The 15906-nt window shown below is 63.3% G+C and carries 15 protein-coding genes; 7 read left to right on the top strand and 8 right to left on the bottom strand.

Translation table 11 applies throughout. The features are described 5' to 3' along the window. Window positions 1-4: 4 nt before the first annotated feature. From F3J20_RS00475 to F3J20_RS00455, 5 genes are all read left to right on the top strand, one after another. Window positions 5-811, top strand: coding sequence for an ABC transporter ATP-binding protein (locus F3J20_RS00475; RefSeq protein WP_167037340.1), 807 nt, complete (start codon window positions 5-7; stop codon window positions 809-811). After that, on the top strand, window positions 808-1797 hold the full coding sequence (locus F3J20_RS00470; RefSeq protein ID WP_167281331.1) for an ABC transporter substrate-binding protein: 990 nt from the start codon (window positions 808-810) through the stop codon (window positions 1795-1797). Before F3J20_RS00475 ends, F3J20_RS00470 begins: the two co-directional genes overlap by 4 nt. Next, a complete protein-coding gene (locus tag F3J20_RS00465; RefSeq protein ID WP_167281330.1) occupies window positions 1794-2819 on the top strand; it encodes an iron ABC transporter permease in 1026 nt (341 codons plus the stop codon). Before F3J20_RS00470 ends, F3J20_RS00465 begins: the two co-directional genes overlap by 4 nt. A 178-nt stretch (window positions 2820-2997) precedes the next feature. Next, the gene (locus F3J20_RS00460; RefSeq protein WP_167037333.1) at window positions 2998-3780 is read left to right on the top strand and encodes an ABC transporter substrate-binding protein; all 783 of its coding nucleotides are present in this window, start codon (window positions 2998-3000) and stop codon (window positions 3778-3780) included. A 263-nt stretch (window positions 3781-4043) separates the two neighbouring features. Beyond that, complete coding sequence (locus tag F3J20_RS00455; protein WP_167281328.1) at window positions 4044-4391, top strand: DUF190 domain-containing protein; 348 nt, start codon at window positions 4044-4046, stop codon at window positions 4389-4391. A gap of 15 nt (window positions 4392-4406) precedes the next feature. Here the strand turns inward: F3J20_RS00455 and F3J20_RS00450 are convergent, their stop codons facing one another. Both F3J20_RS00450 and F3J20_RS00445 read right to left on the bottom strand, forming a co-directional pair. Continuing rightward, entirely contained in the window at window positions 4407-5819 is a 1413-nt protein-coding gene (locus tag F3J20_RS00450; RefSeq protein WP_167281326.1) for a DUF2252 domain-containing protein, read from the bottom strand. Between the two features lie 236 nt (window positions 5820-6055). After that, window positions 6056-7222, bottom strand: coding sequence for a mandelate racemase/muconate lactonizing enzyme family protein (locus F3J20_RS00445; RefSeq protein WP_167037325.1), 1167 nt, complete (start codon window positions 7220-7222; stop codon window positions 6056-6058). 115 nt (window positions 7223-7337) lie between these two features. On the opposite strand from F3J20_RS00445, the gene F3J20_RS00440 reads away from it, so the two are divergent. Further along, entirely contained in the window at window positions 7338-8240 is a 903-nt protein-coding gene (locus F3J20_RS00440; protein WP_167281325.1) for a LysR substrate-binding domain-containing protein, read from the top strand. Between the two features lie 123 nt (window positions 8241-8363). Here F3J20_RS00440 and F3J20_RS00435 read toward each other — a convergent pair whose 3' ends face one another. The 4 genes from F3J20_RS00435 to F3J20_RS00420 form a co-directional block, all read right to left on the bottom strand. Next, window positions 8364-9608 (bottom strand): citrate/2-methylcitrate synthase, encoded by a 1245-nt coding sequence (locus F3J20_RS00435; RefSeq protein ID WP_167037319.1) that lies wholly within the window; start codon window positions 9606-9608, stop codon window positions 8364-8366. Window positions 9609-9712: 104 nt separating this feature from the next. Continuing rightward, window positions 9713-10105, bottom strand: a complete 393-nt coding sequence (locus tag F3J20_RS00430; RefSeq protein WP_167037316.1) for a VOC family protein — start codon at window positions 10103-10105, stop codon at window positions 9713-9715. Between the two features lie 38 nt (window positions 10106-10143). Then, window positions 10144-11466, bottom strand: coding sequence for an MFS transporter (locus F3J20_RS00425; RefSeq protein ID WP_167281323.1), 1323 nt, complete (start codon window positions 11464-11466; stop codon window positions 10144-10146). 53 nt (window positions 11467-11519) lie between these two features. Continuing rightward, window positions 11520-12278 (bottom strand): SDR family oxidoreductase, encoded by a 759-nt coding sequence (locus tag F3J20_RS00420; protein WP_167037311.1) that lies wholly within the window; start codon window positions 12276-12278, stop codon window positions 11520-11522. Window positions 12279-12550: 272 nt separating this feature from the next. On the opposite strand from F3J20_RS00420, the gene F3J20_RS00415 reads away from it, so the two are divergent. Beyond that, a complete protein-coding gene (locus F3J20_RS00415; RefSeq protein WP_167281321.1) occupies window positions 12551-13510 on the top strand; it encodes a D-glycerate dehydrogenase in 960 nt (319 codons plus the stop codon). Window positions 13511-13659: 149 nt separating this feature from the next. Here the strand turns inward: F3J20_RS00415 and F3J20_RS00410 are convergent, their stop codons facing one another. Beyond that, entirely contained in the window at window positions 13660-15072 is a 1413-nt protein-coding gene (locus F3J20_RS00410; RefSeq protein ID WP_167281320.1) for an FGGY family carbohydrate kinase, read from the bottom strand. After that, window positions 15069-15860: a DeoR/GlpR family DNA-binding transcription regulator gene (locus tag F3J20_RS00405; protein ID WP_167037303.1), complete on the bottom strand. Its 792-nt coding sequence runs from the start codon at window positions 15858-15860 to the stop codon at window positions 15069-15071. Before F3J20_RS00405 ends, F3J20_RS00410 begins: the two co-directional genes overlap by 4 nt. Window positions 15861-15906 lie beyond the last annotated feature (46 nt).

Raw genomic sequence — 15906 nt, 5'->3', positions numbered from 1 at the left:
AACCATGTCGTCATTGAGTATCGACGGACTCGAGTGGTCGCCGCGCGACGGCGATGCCGCGCGGCGCGAGCATGCGCTGCTGCGCTCGATTGTCCTCGACGTCAGGCCCGGCGAATTCGTCGGACTGATCGGGCCGAACGGCAGCGGCAAGACGAGCCTGTTGCGCTGTGCGTTTCGTTACGCGAAGCCGCAGCGCGGCACGGTCACGTTCGACGGCGAGGATGTCTGGGCGCACCCGGCACGCTGGAGCGCGCAGCGCATCGCGGTGCTGCTGCAGGATGCGCCCGACGACTTCGGCTTGAGCGTGGAGGAGGTCGTCGCGATGGGACGCATGCCGCACAAGCGCGCGCTCGAAGGCGAAACGCCGGACGACCGCGCCCGGATAGCGCGTGCGCTTGACGACGTCGGTCTTGCCGATCTGCGCGCGCGGCCGTTCGCGACGCTCTCGGGCGGCGAGCGCCAACGCGCGCTGCTTGCGCGCGCGCTCGTGCAGCAGCCGGCCGTGCTGATGCTCGACGAGCCGACCAATCATCTCGATCCGCGCCATCAGCTTGAACTGCTCGCGCTGGTGAAGCGCCAGCGGATCGCGACGCTCGCGACGATTCACGACCTCAATCTTGCCGCCGCGTTCTGCGACCGGCTGTTCGTCATCCATGCGGGCGAGATCGTCGCGTACGGCACCCCCGAAACCGTGCTCACCGAGACACTGCTCAGGCGCGTTTATGGCATTGACGCACTCGTCGATCGCCACCCCATCAATCACTGTCCGCGCATTACCCTGATTGCGGCGCATACGGGATCGCAACGATGAAAACGACACGACTGCGCGCCGTGCTTGGCGCATGGCTGTTCGCGGGCGCGAGTGCTGCGGCGCATGGGGGCCACTATCCGGTGACCGTGCATAGCTGCAACCGCGACGTCACCTTCACCAGAGCGCCAACGCGCGCGGTGAGCAACGACGTCAATCTCACGGAGATGCTGCTCGCGCTCGGCGTGCGATCGCATATGGCGGGTTATACGGGCATCAGCGGCTGGAAGAGCGCCGATGCCGCGTTTGCGGGAGAACTGAACGGCCTGCCCGAACTCGCGCAACGTTATCCGTCGCTCGAAACGCTCGTGGCCGCGCAGGCCGACCTCTATGTCGCGGGCTGGAATTACGGCATGCGCGTGGGCGGCCCGATTACGCCCGCGACGCTCGCGCCATTCGGCATTGCGACCTACGAACTCTCCGAATCGTGCGGGCATGTGATGCCGCGTCCCGCCGCCTCGCTCGACGACGTCTACAACGATCTGCGCAATCTCGGCGCGATCTTCGATGCCGATGCGCAGGCCCAAAGCGTGATCGCGTCCATGCAGACACGCATCGCCGATGTCGCTCGCGCGTTGAACGGAACGCATGATCGCCCGCGCGTGTTCGTCTACGACAGCGGCGAGGACAAGCCCTTTACCGCCGGCAAGCTCGCGATGCCGACCGCGTTGATTCGCGCGGCAGGCGGACGCAATGTGATGGACGACGTGGCCCAGAGCTGGGCGCAGGTGAGCTGGGAAAGCGTGGTGGCGCGCGATCCGCAAGTGATCGTGATCGTCGACTATGGCGCGGTGACGGCCGCCCAGAAAGAGGCGTTCCTGCTTGCGTCGCCAGCGCTCGCGAACGTCGCGGCGATTCGCGCGCGGCGTTTTATCGTGGTGCCCTACGATGCGGCCACACCCGGCGTGCGGAACGCGGAAGCGATCAGGACCATCGCGCGCGGTTTGCATCCCGAAGCGTTTGCGCGCACGCCGCGCGTTTCACGATGAGCGCGACAGGCCGACGCGCGCGCGTGCTGCCGCTCGCGTTGCTCGCGATCGTGCTGGCGGTGTCGATCGTGCTCGCGATCGGCTTCGGCTCGACACGCATTGCGGCGGGCGACGTCATGCGTACGATCGCCGCACATGCTGCTGGCCGCACGCATCCGGCCGATCCGGCCGACATGAACGACGCCATCGTCTGGATGATCCGCGTGCCGCGTGTGCTGCTCGGTGCATTGGTCGGCGCGGCGCTCGCGGTCGCGGGGGCGGTCTTGCAGGCCGCGACCTCGAACCGGCTTGCGGATCCGCATCTGCTCGGCGTGAGCGCGGGTGCGAGCGTCGGTGCGGTGGCGGCGACGTTGTGGATCGGGGCGGCGTGGGGCGTGCTGACGCTGCCGGTTTGCGCCTTCGCCGGCGCGCTCGCGGCAACGGCGCTCGTGATCGCATGCGGCGCGCGCGGCGGGCGAGTCGATGCGCAGCGCCTGCTGCTCGCCGGCGTCGCGATCTCGTTCGTGCTGATGGCCCTCGCGAATCTGCTGCTTTATCTCGGCGATCAACGCGCTGCCTCGTCGGTACTGTTCTGGATGCTCGGCGGCCTTGGGCTTGCGCGCTGGAACCTGCTTGACGTACCGGCGGCGCTCGTCGGCATCAGCCTGATTCTGCTGATCGGCCGCCGCCGCGAACTCGATGCGCTGATGAGCGGCGACGTCGTTGCCGTGACGCTCGGCGTGAACGTGACCCGCCTGCGCCGGGAATTGTTCGTCGTGTGCTCGCTCCTCACGGCGGGGATGGTCGCGGTGAGCGGCGCGATCGGCTTCGTCGGCCTCGTGGCGCCGCATGCGGCGCGCCGGCTGGTCGGCGCAGGGCACGCACGGCTTTTGCCGACGTCGGCGCTCGTGGGCGCGATCATGCTGGTTTGGGCCGACGTGGCGGCGCGTACGCTGATCTCGCCTGACGATCTGCCTATCGGTGTGGTGACGGGTTTGTTCGGGGGCGTCTTCTTCGTGTGGTTAGTGCGTAGTCCGCATTGAGTCGAGAGGGTGGGCTTGTTGTACGGTCTATGCGCTCCACGCATAAATTAATTCTCTAAATGAATTTGCGCGGCCACGCAGATCACGGTCGAATGTCGGGTTCCGGGCGCCGGGGTGCGCCAACGCGGTGAAGCGCGCCGCGTATCCGTCTTTCTTCAGAAGAGTAAAAGGAGCCAAAATGAAAACCACGCTTGCAGCCCTGACGCTTGCGTTGCTCGCCGTCTCGTCCGGCAGCGCGATCGCCAAGGACTGGTCGACCATGCGATTCGGCGTCGACGCGAGCTATCCGCCGTTCGAATCGAAGGCCGCCGATGGCAAGCTCGTCGGTTTCGATATCGACCTCGGCAATGAAATCTGCCGTCGTCTGAACGCGAAATGCGTGTGGGTCGAAAACTCGTTCGACGGCATGATCCCGGGGTTGAAGGGGCGTAAATTCGACGGCGTGCTGTCGACCATGTCGATGACGCCCGCGCGTCAGGCGCAGATCGCGTTCTCATCGAAGGTGTTCCGCATTCCGACGCGTCTCGTCGCGAAGAAGGACTCATCGATCGTGCCGACGCCGGAAGCGCTGAAGGGCAAGCGCATCGGCGTCGAACAGGGCTCGATCCAGGAGACCTATGCGAAGACGTATTGGGAACCCGCCGGTGCCGTGATCGTGCCTTATCAGGACCAGGACCTCGTGTACTCGGACTTGCTCGCCGGGCGCATCGACGCGTCGTTGCAGAACGCGGTGCAAGCCGAAATCGGCTTCCTGCGTACGCCGCGCGGCAAGGACTTTGCATTTGCCGGCAATCCGCTTTACGACGCGAAAACGCTCGGCAGCGGAACGGCAATTGGCTTGCGTAAGGAAGATACCGACCTGAAGGAAAAAATCGACAAGGCGATCGCCGATATTCGCGCCGATGGCACGTACGACCGGATCGCGAAGAAGTATTTCGATTTCGACGTGTACGGCCAGTAATCTCGCCGTAGCAACCACGCGCTGTCGATACGGCGCGAAAACATCGCGGGGTCTTGCCTTCACGGGCAAGACCCCGCAGTGCTTATGGCGGACGGCGCACGCATTACCCCCAGCGTATGCCGCTCGAAGCCTCGTATAGGAACGCGTAGCCACGCTACCCATACCGGTCGCGCTTCTCCACCTGGCGCTGCCGCCGCCCGCCATCTACACTGGTTTCATACCCGTCCCGAAACCGGATGCACTGAAGGTTGGGGAGCCTCGACATGAACGGCTATCAGATCACCTTCTTTACCCAGCAGGCGCGCAGCCATCATGGCAAACCGCTCGCCGACTGGCTCGTGCATCTGGCGGGCGAACTCGGTCTGCGCGGTGCGACCGTGATTCCGGCCTGCGAGGGTGTCGGGCAGCATCACCGGATTCATTCCGCGCACTTCTTCGAGCTCGCGGATCAGCCGCTGTCCGTCGTGATGGCGGTCACGGCCGATGAAGCCGCGCAGTTGTTCGAGCGGCTTCGCGCCGAGGGGCTGCATCTGTTCTATGTGAAGACGGCGGTCGAATTCGGCGTCGTCGGCGAGGACGATGAGGGCGATAGGAGCATGCCGAAAACCTGATGCACGCCTGTGCGCCTACGCGACGAAATCGGCCGCCATGTCCGCGTCGGTGCGCGCTTCGAGCCGGCCGCTGCGGCAGGCGGCGCGGAATACCTCGTAGTCTTTCTCCACCTGATCCGCGTAGGCGCGCGAATAAGCGACGAGTGCTTCGGACATCTGATCGCCATTGCCGAGATAGGCCGCGACTTCGGTTGCGAGTCCGCCCGCTTTCGCGTGAGCGCGCGCGAGCACCCAGCCGCACATGCCCGCATATTGGCGGAACGTGTCTTTCGCAAACAGTTCGAGCGTGGCCGAAATCTTCATGTCGCGTAACTGGCGGCCGTAGATCGCGCGCCCGAACGGGCCGGTGGTCCAGCCGAGGAACGGATCGCTCGCGCCCTGCATGAGCCGTTGTCCATCGACGACGCGCTGGCCCTGATGCTTCGGCCCCGGCGCCTTGAAGTAGCGCGTCACGACCGAGGTGGACGCTTCCTTGAACTGGATGAAGAGCGGCTTCTCGTGCTGATCGACCATCAGCAGGATCAGGCAGCGCGTGCCCACACTGCCGACGCCGACGACCTTGAACGCCATGTCGTGCATCGAGAAGTGATCGAGCAGCGTGCGCCGCACCGTGCTGAGCGATTTCAGGTAGTGCTTGTAGATCGGCGCCATCAACGTGCGCCAGTCGCCGAGGCCGAGCCAGTCGTCCTCGTGCGTGAAAAGCGTGCTCTTGCCGTGCACGTGGAACACGGTCGGCGGCACGTCGCGAATCTGCCAGATGCCTTCGCGGCGGTTCGCGAGCTTCGGCAGGATCGTTTCATGCGTGCGGCGCGATGCTCTGGCGATGCTGTTGCGGATGCGTTGCCGCGCATCCTCGGTCGGCGAGATTTCTTCGAGACGCGCGAACGTGATGAGTTCGTACCACAGTTCGAGCGGACTCATGTTCGAGTAGCGCGCGGTCCAGTGCTGATAGCATTGCGCGCAATGCGCGACGACTTCGTCGGCGAGCTTGTCGCCGTGGCCGAGATGGCGGACGGCGATATAGAGGCTCGCCGCGAGGCGCTTCAGATCCCACTCCCACGGGCCGACGGCGGTTTCGTCGAAGTCGTTGATGTCGAACACGAGCGCGCGCTCGGGTGTCGCGAAGCCGCCGAAATTCATCAGGTGGCAGTCGCCGCAAATCTGGAAATGAAAGCCGCTGTTCGCGGTCGCCGCGAGATCATGCGCCTGGATGATCGCGCTGCCGCGATAGAACGTGAACGGCGATTCGAGCATGCGTCCGTAGCGCAGCGGCACGAGAGCTTCGACGCGGCCTCGGCTGCTTTCGCGCAGCAGGCGGACCGGATCGCGATCGACCTTGCCGATCCCGGCGTGGGCGCTGCGTGGGGCGTTCTTGCGTGCGTTGCGGCCGGTCGCGCTACGCTGCGCGAGCGATTCGAATGGCGTCATCGTTGGTCCCTGGAAATGCGGCGTTATTCAGTTCGTTTGCACACGACGAAAACCTTGCCTGCACGCCGGCCGCCGAGTTCACCAAACCGTTGCAAAGCCGTTCGGCGCAGTACATGAAGGCAGCAGCGACGTGCCTCTAACCTGCTGGGACTCTAGCGTGTCCGCGCCGTTATTTCCATAGAGGACTGCTCGTGCGCATGTGCCGGCTTGCGGTGGCCGGCACATGCGCCGGGCGGTTATGCCGAGAGCTTCTGCATTTCCGCGAACAGATCGGCCTTGCCTTCGAAGCCGATGCCGGGCAACTCGGGCATCGTGATGTAGCCGTTCTCGACCTTCACGCCGTCGGGGAAGCCGCCATACGGCTGGAACAGATCGGGATACGACTCGTTGCCGCCGAGGCCGAGACCCGCCGCGATGTTGAGCGACATCTGGTGGCCGCCGTGCGGGATGCAGCGGCTCGCGGACCAGCCATGCTGATGCAGCATCTCGAGCGTGCGCAGATATTCGACGAGGCCATAGCTCAGCGCACAGTCGAATTGCAGCCAGTCGCGATCGGCACGCATGCCGCCGTAGCGAATCAGGTTGCGCGCGTCCTGCATCGAAAACAGGTTCTCGCCGGTCGCCATCGGTTTGTCGTAGTAGTTGCGCAGCGTCGCCTGCAATTCGAAGTCGAGCGGATCGCCGGCTTCCTCGTACCAGAACAGATCGTATTGCGAGAGCGCCTTGGCGTATTGAATCGCCGTGTCGAGATCGAAGCGGCCGTTTGCGTCGACGGCGAGTTTCTGGCCGTCTTGCAGTACGCTCAGGATGGAGTCGATACGGCGCAGGTCTTCGTCGAGCGACGCGCCGCCGATCTTCTTCTTCACGACCGTATAGCCACGGTCGATATAACTGCGCATTTCGTCCTTCAGCTTGCTGTGGTCCTGGCCCGGATAGTAGTAGCCGCCCGCGGCGTAGACGAACACCTTGCGATCGGGCTGGCCGTTGCCGTAGCGGTCGGCGAGCAGCTGGAACAGGGGCTTGCCTGCGATCTTCGCGACCGCGTCCCACACGGCCATGTCGATCGTGCCGATGGCGACTGAGCGCTCGCCGTGACCGCCCGGTTTTTCGTTCGTGAACATCGTCGCCCAGACACGGTGCGGGTCGAGATTGTCGCCGGCATCGTTGACGAGCGTCGCCGGATCGGCGTCGAGCACGCGCGGAATGAAGCGCTCGCGCATCAGCTTGCCTTGGCCGTAGCGGCCGTTCGAGTTGAAGCCGTAACCGATGACGGGCTTGCCGTCGCGGATCACGTCCGTGACCACGGCGACGAGACTCAGCGTCATCTTGCTGAAGTCGATGTAGGCGTTGCGGATCGAGGAGCTGATCGGAACGGTCTTTTCGCGGATTTCTACGATTTTCATGGATGTCTCCAGATGTCACGGCCAGTGTTCGGAATGACTGGCGGTTCAAGGCGCTAGATTAGGCGTTGGAATCGGTACTATGATTCACCTGAATTCACTTCTTTATTAACCTGTGGTGAAAAACGACCTGACCTCGTACCTCGAGTTTTTCGTCCTGCTCGGGCGCTACGGCAACCTGTCGGCCGCCGCGCGCGATCTCGACATTACGCCGCCGGCGGCGACCAAGCGCCTCGCGCAACTCGAAGCGCGGCTCGGCGTGCGGCTCATGAATCGCACCACGCGCAGTGTCAGTCTGACCGCCGAGGGCGAGACCTTCCTGCACTACGCGACGCGGATTCTCGCCGAAGTCAGGGAGATGGAAGACATCGTATCGTCGAGCCGTTCGGTGCCGCGCGGCTTGTTGCGCGTGAACGCGACGCTCGGCTTCGGCCGCACGACGATTGCGCCGTTCGTGTCCGAGTTCGCGAAGCGCTATCCGCATGTCGAGGTGCAACTGGACGTGACCGACAGGCCGATCGATCTTGTCGAAAGCGGAGTCGATCTCGCGATTCGCTTCGGCGAATTGCCTGACAAGCGACTCAACGCGCGCCGCATCATGGCGAACCGGCGCCTTCTATGCGCGTCGCCGCGTTATCTCGAGTTACACGGCACGCCCGAAAGCCTGGCCGATCTCGCGAGCCATCAGTGCATCGTCCATCGGCAGAACGACGATGCCTACGGCATCTGGCGTCTCGAACGCAACGGCGAGCCGCACTCGGTGAAGGTGCGCGGCGTGCTGTCGAGCAACGACGGCGACATCGTGTTGAGCTGGGCGCTCGATGGTCACGGCATTCTGCTGCGCTCCGAGTGGGACCTTGCGAAATACCTCGAAAGCGGCCGCTTGCGCGTGGTGCTGCCCGAGTTCGTGCAGCCGTCGGCCGACCTGTTCGTCTATTACCCGAACCGGCGCAATCAGTCGGCGCGTGCCCGCGCTTTTATCGACTTTCTGGCGGAGCGGTTTGGGCGGCATGGGGCGTAGATTTTGACGGCGGGGGCGAAGAGGTGCCGCGGCACGCGGGCTGCATCGCTGCCGTTTGGGCGTTGTCGCGTTTCGGGTGAGATTCGAACGGCGTTCGGGCGGATCTCGAACACGTCGGCCCGTTCAGCGGGCAATCGTCTTGAAGACCCGATTCTTGTCGAGCAGGACGGGATCGAGCGTTTTGTCTTCGTTCTCCGCCGATCCATCCGTTCTGCTTTCTTCTAGAGCCGGGCCGGTATAGCGTCCTCGCGGCCGGATGACTTTGCCTACCCTGAGCTGCTCGATGCAATGCGCGAGCAGTCCGACGCTGCGGGCGGTTGCAAACAGACCGAATGCGGCGTCGCGCGGAAGCTGAAATTGCGTGGCCAACGTCGCGAGCGCGACGTCGATAGTCGGTTGCAGACCCGTGAGCGTCACGACCTTGTCGATGAACGACGCCAGTTCCTTGGGCGGATCGAGCCGATCCAGCAAGGCACGCGCTCGCGGGTCGCCGTCCGGATAAAGATGGTGCCCGAAGCCGGGAATCGGGATCGCGGATTGCAGATGGTGGCTGACAACGTGCTCGGCGCCCAGTCTTTCGACGTCGTCGAAGACCGCGCGCACGCGCCCCGATGCATCACCATGCAAGGGACCGGAGAACGTGGCGAGCCCGGTCAGCAGGCACCCGGCCAGCGATGCACCGGTAGACGCGGTAATTCTCGCGGCAAACGTGGAACTGGTGATTTCGTGGTCGGCGATCAGTACCAGCGCTCGCCGGATCAGATCGGCCACGGCGGCGTCCTGCCGCCAGCCCAGGGCAAGCCGCTCGTGGGTCCATTGGGCATGGCCGTCGCATTGCGCGCCGAACGCCTGCGCGACAACCGCGACCAGCCGGCCTGTCTCGGCATGCAGCGCACTGTCGGTACGTCCGTGCGTGGAGTGTCCGTTGGCGGCCAGCGCCGCGAGCGACATGAACGCGCATTGTCTGCCGCGCTCGTCGCCTTGCAGCGGGATGCTGGCGGACTCGAAAGAGATGGGCGGCCGCGCGTTCCACAGGATCGCGGCGACTTCTTCGAGCGTCGCCGTCTCCGATAGCCGGATGCTGTTGTGTCCGCGATAGTACGCACGCCCCTTCGAAAAGGTCGTGATACCGCTATAGATGCAAGGCTCGGCACCGAATATCGTCCCGGCAGCGAGTGCTTCGCGCTTGCGCCCGACCTGTTTTTTCCGGCAGAGCCCGAGCACGTCCTCGGCCCGGTAGAGACTCTTTCTCGGATCGAGCGGATCGGGCATGACGGCAATGCTGCCCCGACTGACGTACGCGTAGACCGTTTGCGGTTGTACGCCGAGTTGTCGGGCCGCTTCAGTCAGGGTGATCCAGTTGCGCATGAAATGGATGCGTCGCGATGCAGTGGATGAGAGGGAAGACCGCACGATAGTGATCGCACATGGCGCGCCGTCGCTATCGATGCGGCTTCGATATTGACCGCTTTTCAGGTAAAAGTCATCTCGGCGGGCTTGCGCTCCAGGATTTCGACGAGGATGTTGCCCGGGGCACGCACGAAGCAGGCCCGGACACCGGCCCGAACCGGCTTGATGGGCTCGACGATATCCGCTCCGCAGTGGATCAGATGTTCGAATGCCGCGTCCAGATCATTCACGGTGACGCCAAAATGATCGATGCCTTCTTTCCGGGCTCCCGCGGGCAACTGAACAGCGTGCGCTTGCGTCAGTGCGGTGATGAAGAGATTGATGCTGCCGAGACGAAGATCCACTCTTGCGGGGCGACGTACGATTTCGGCGTTCAGACAGCGGGCAAACCATGCAGCTGTCGCTTCGGCGTCGGTGGAACAGAGCTGGAGATGGTCCCATTTGAATTCAATCATGTCGTTGTACCTGATCTATTTCACCGGATGTTTCTGGATCAAAGTTCGATACGGGAAAGTTTCCCGAGAAAAATCGAATAGGAGAACGTGCCAAGCAGGCAGATGGCACCCATCAGGTTGAGTGCCCAGTAGAAGTGGCCGGTATGGTGCGTGATATAGCCGATCATGAGCGGCGTCGTCACCCCCGCGATGTTTGCCGCGAGACTGGTGATGCTGCTGGTCAGGCCCACGTACTGTCGCGGCGCGATTTCCGAAACCGCGGCCCACGACATCGAGCCGATTCCCTGGGCAAAGAATGCAATCGTCAGGATCGCAATCACCATGGCGTTCGATTCGACAAAGTTCACGAAGACAACGGAGGCACCGAGCAGCGTGCCGATGATAAGCGGCGCCTTTCGGGCCGCGGAAACGGACACGCCGCGCCGGATGAAGAAATCCGACAGCGACCCGGCGACGAGAATGCCTGCCGTTGCACCGAGGAATGGAAGTGCCTGAAATATGCCGACCTTAATCATCGACATATGACGCGCTTCGATCAGATAGGTCATGAACCAGGTCGTGAAGAAAACCAGCAGGGTGTTATTGCAGAATTTCCCGAGGCAGATCGCGAGAATCTGCCGGTAGCGCAGCAACTGGATCGCCATGCGCCAGTTGAATTTCTCGCGGGCTTTCTGCGCTCCTGTCGAGCGTCCTTCGTTGATGTATTGAAGTTCCGCTGCGTTGACGGTCTTGTGCTGATGCGGGTCGCGATAGAGGCGATACCAGACGAGGCTGAAGAGAATACCGCATGCGCCCGTGACGAAGAAGACCGAGCGCCAGCCGTAGGTGGTGGAGATCCACAACAGCAGCCCGGTGAAAAGCGGCGTTCCGATGTATTGCCCCATCACGTAGACGCTGGTCGCAAAGCCGCGTTCCTGGGCCGGAAACCACAGTGTCACCGAACGGGCATTGGACGGAAAGGCGGGCGCTTCGAGCGCGCCCATCGTGAGCCGGGAGCCGAGCAGCATGTGATAACCGTTGGCGAGACCCTGTGTCAGCGTAGCGAAGGACCAGCCGACGAGAGAGAGCGCGTAGGCGAGCCGCGAGCCCAATACGTCGGCGAGCAGCCCGCCTGGCAGCAGCGCGAAGGAATAGGCGAGGCCGAAGGCGGCGAACAGCTCGCCCATCTGCATCTTGTCGAGCGACAGACTTTTGGACAGGCCGGGTGCCACAATACCGAGTGCCGATCGGTCGACGTAATTGAGGGTGGTGGCGACGAGCAGCATCGCGAGCACCACGTATCGGACTTTCGACGGTTTGGCCGCGATGACGTAGTCGGACGAATCCTGAATCGACATCGGTTGTTCTCCTACCGCTTTCATCGGTGTCTCCTTAACAGTCGCCTGTTGTTGTCGTTATCTGGCGGGAAGCCGGGTTATCCGCGGCCGACAAAAGGCATGGCAGTCGCCATGATCGTCATGTTCAGCACGTTGGCCTCCAGCGGAAGACTCGCCATCTGCACGACGGCGTCGGCAACGTGCCCGACGTCTATTCTTGCCTCGGGAGCGGTGCTTCCATCGGCTTGCAGGACGCCGCGTTTCATGCGCTCGGTGAGCGGCGTGGCCGCGTTGCCGATGTCGATCTGGCCGCAAGCGATGTGGTAGGCGCGTCCATCGAGAGCCAGCGATTTTGTGATGCCGGTGACGGCGTGTTTCGTCGCCGTATAGGCGATCGTATTGGGGCGAGGAGAATGCGCCGAGATCGATCCGTTGTTGATGATTCTTCCGCCTTGCGGCGTTTGCGTTTTCATCAGACGCCATGCCGCCCGGGCGCACAGGAACACGCCGGTCAGATTGGTCGCGACGACATCGCTCCAGAAATCGAGTTCGTATTCTTCGAGAGGAACCGCGCCGGCGTTCCGGCCGGCATTGTTGAAGAGCACGTCCAGGCGGCCGAATTCCTGCGCAATACGGGAGAACGCATGCTCGACGGAAGCTTCGTTGGTGACGTCCGCAGGAAACACCCGCGCCTCGCCGCCCTCGGACCTGATGGCCTCCAGCGTTTCCAGCAGCGGTTCTTCCCGGCGCCCGATCAGCGCGACGGTGAATCCCGCGGCGGCCAGCGCCTGCGCGGCGGCGCGGCCGATGCCTGAGCCGGCGCCCGTGACGGCGGCGAATTTCTTCAGTGCGGACATTGCTCGATGCTCCTCGTCAGTGAAGTGATGACGAAAGAAGAATTGCATTGACACAAAGTGCGAGGCAATCTTGATTCGTTGAATCAACATCCAATGTCTTGACTGGCGGGCCTGACATCAGGGTTTTCCTGAGGTTCGAGAGGTGGACGTGCTGTGTCGGCCGAAACAGGGACGCATGGAGGCGCGTTCAAGTTGATTCTTCCAATCAATATTGACCGCTCGGGATCGGTTTTCGTAGCCTAGGCGTACCTGTCGATCTCAAGGAACCTCTCATGTCTGAAAACAAACCCCAACTCCTGGTTGCCCGAAGGGTTCCCACTGCCGTGGCAAGTCGCGCGGTCAATGACTTTCATGCCTTCGTGACCGATGCCGATATGGACTCGTGGTCGGTCGTCGACTTCTGCAAGCAGCACGAGGTGCCGGCTGTTCTCATCGGAAAGAAATCGGGCTTGCAGAAGGAGCACATCGCGGAACTGCCTGCCAGCGTCAGGATCATTGCGAATGCCAGTGCGGGTATCGATCATATGAACGTCGCGTTCGCCCGCGAACGCGGAATCGCCGTGACGAACGCACCCGATGCATTGACCGAATGCACCGCCGATTTTTCCATGCTGCTGGTTCTCGCCGCGAGCCGGCGCGCGTCCGAATACGAACGGATCATGCGCCAGGGCTGGGGGAAATCGTTTGGCATGACTGACATGTTGGGAACGCGTGTGCATGGACGGACGCTCGGGATCGTCGGATTCGGCCGTATCGGACGAGCCGTGGCGAGACGCGCGCAAGGATTCGGCATGCGCGTCGTTTATACGGACATCCAGCGTGCGTCGCCGTCGCTGGAGAATGGCGCGACGTTTTACGGCAGTCTCGACGAATTGCTGCCGCACTGCGAGGTACTGACACTGCACGTTCCCGGCAGCGGCACGCCGATCATGACGAAAAAAGAATTCGCCCTGCTGCCGAAGGGAGCGGTTTTCGTCAATGCCGCTCGTGGCGCGCTGGTCGACGAAGAAGCGCTCTACGATGCGTTGACATCGGGACATCTGTTCGGCGCGGGACTCGACGTTTACCGGAACGAGCCCAACGTCGACCCGCGCTTCGCCGGTCTCGATAACGTGTTCCTTTCGCCTCACATGGCGAGTGCGACAGTCGAGACGCGCGACCAGATGGGTTTCACTGCTTTGGACAACATTGCGGCGGTGCTTGATGGGCGGTTCGCATTGAACCCGGTCTGAAGTTCGTTTTCACGCAGAACGCGAAAACGGAGCGCTCGCCGACGGCTGAACCGTCGGCATTGCCGAATGCCGATCCGCTTGCGGCGCTGCGCGGCCGGCGCATCCGGGCATCGCAAGGATGGTTGCGCGCCGGCGTATTGAGCGAGGGCTTAAGGATGCGCGTGCGGTGCGTGTGTCAACGCATTGCGCCAATCGGCGACATAGTCCGATATCGGCAACGTCGCAACGGGCCGCGCGCGCGAACGCGGCGGGTCGTATGCCGTGGGCCGGCACGCCAGAAGATAGGCGCCACCGGTCGTCCCTGAGCGGTCTTCGGATACCCACACCGCCTGTGCGGGCCGCAGTGTCGCGAGCAGGGCGGCGAAGTGGGGATTGGCCGTCAACGGGCCTTCGATCACGATCTCTCCGCTGCTATTCAGGCGCGAGAGGCAATCGTCGGCGACCAGAGCGGTGTAGAGCGTGGCCAGTGCATAGGATTCCTGTGCGGAAGTCGGTTGCGGTCCGCGAATTTCACCGCGCCGGTCAGGCCAGGGGCCGCCCAGCGGCGCGAAGCTCGGTAGCGCGAGGGTTCGGCGCGCGACGAGCGCGGCGATATCTTCCCAGCGGCAGTCGTTCGCGTGTCCCGCATTGAGTATCGAGAATTCGCGTCCGCCCATGAAGCGGGCGCATGCGACCGGACGGCCCCACGCATCGACGTTGGCCAGCATGTCACGTCGTGGATCGAGTACCGAGAGCGGTGCGCCGATACCCGCTACGAGCGTCCACGTACCCGACGAGATGACGTTCAACGGCGCTTGCGGAACTTGCGCGCCATAGACGTGCTTGACCATCGACGCGTTGCTGTCGTGGATGCCGCACACGACGCGGCAATCGGCGGGCAGGCCGGTGCGCGCGGCCACTTCCGGCCGTAATACGCCGAGGACCGCATCGGCCTCGCGCAGCGGCGGAAAAAGATCCTGCCAGCCCATCTTGCGTACCATCGGCGCGAGTTCGCCGTTCGCCACGTCCCACAGGTCGGTATGACAACCCCACGAGGTGATTTCTCCCGCCGCCACGCCACACAGACGCCACGCCCAGTACTGCGGATAAGGCACGATCGCGCGCGTCCGCGCAAATGCCTCGGGAAACCGCAGCGACTGCCAGTACAGTTGCTTGCCGACATTCAGGCCGCCGGGTAGTGCCGGCGAAAACGTGCGATCGAAATCGTCGCGCAGCGACGCATAGGCGGCGTCGACTTCCTCTATGCCCGTGAATTCGTAGTCGAGCACGGGTAGGGCGAGTTCCGCGTCGCCCAGCAGCGCAACGGTGGCGCCGTGGGTCGTCGTAATGATCGAGCCGATCCGGTGCGGCTCGGAAAATCGCGCCAGTTCGCCTAGCAGCCAGTCCCAGATGGTACCGACGTCGAAGTGCGGATAAGGGCCCGCGTTCACGGCATGATTGGCGCGGCGGGCTTCCGCAAGCGAGGTACCGTTCTCGTCGATCAGGCTGAGTTTGAGGTTGGTCTTGCCGATGTCGAACACCGCGACCCTGCCGCCGCCCGGACGGCCTGGCGCGGCACTCATGATGCCACCGGGTCGGCCTCGACCACGATCACGTCGATGCCCTGGCCTTGCAGCATCTCCACGGTTTCCGCCGCGACGCCGCTGTCGGTGATCAGCATCTTCACGCGCGAGAGCGGGCATACGATGAGTCCGCCACGCCGGCTCGCGAACTTGGAACTGTCGACGAGCACGATGATCTCGTCGGCCTGCTTCATCAGCTTGATCTCGGCGCGCACGAGCAGCGGATCGCTTTCGAGCAGTCCTAACGGCGAGACGGCGGCGGCGCCGATGAACATCTTGCTCGCGTAGTGATTCTGGATCACGTCGTTCTCGAAGGGACTGACGATCACGTTCTGCTCGCGATAAACCTTGCCGCCCGGCAGCAGGATCTCGTTGCGGCTCTGCGTGAGCAACTGCTGGGCCGTGAGGAACGAGTTGGTCAGGATGGTGAGCTGACTCTCGGCGAGGTACTCCGCCATCATGTGCGTGGTGCTTCCGCCATTGATGATGACGGTCTCGCCATCGAGGCACATCTGCGCCGCGCGCCGGGCGATCGCCCGCTTGCGCTCGGGATGCACCGCCGTGCTTTCCCGGAAGTTCGATCCCACCAGTCCGCCCGGTTTGTCAGGCGCGATATGCTGCGCGCCGCCGTGCACCTTGACGAGTTGTCCGCTGGTTGCCAGCACCGCGATGTCGCGCCGGATGGTGGCGGCGGACGCGTTGAGCGCGCCCTCGAGTTCGGTGACGGTCACGCTGCCCCGCTCAGCGAGGATTTTCAGCAATTTCTTGCGCCGCGTATGGTTGATCAAGGCCGGTTCTCCATGTTCAGGCGGATTATGTCATTCGCTCACGGAA

This window comes from Paraburkholderia sp. Cy-641 (genome assembly GCF_011752945.1).
Taxonomy (GTDB): domain Bacteria; phylum Pseudomonadota; class Gammaproteobacteria; order Burkholderiales; family Burkholderiaceae; genus Paraburkholderia.
The sequence above is the reverse complement of the archived record's forward strand: the minus strand, read 5'-3'. Positions and strand labels throughout refer to the sequence as shown.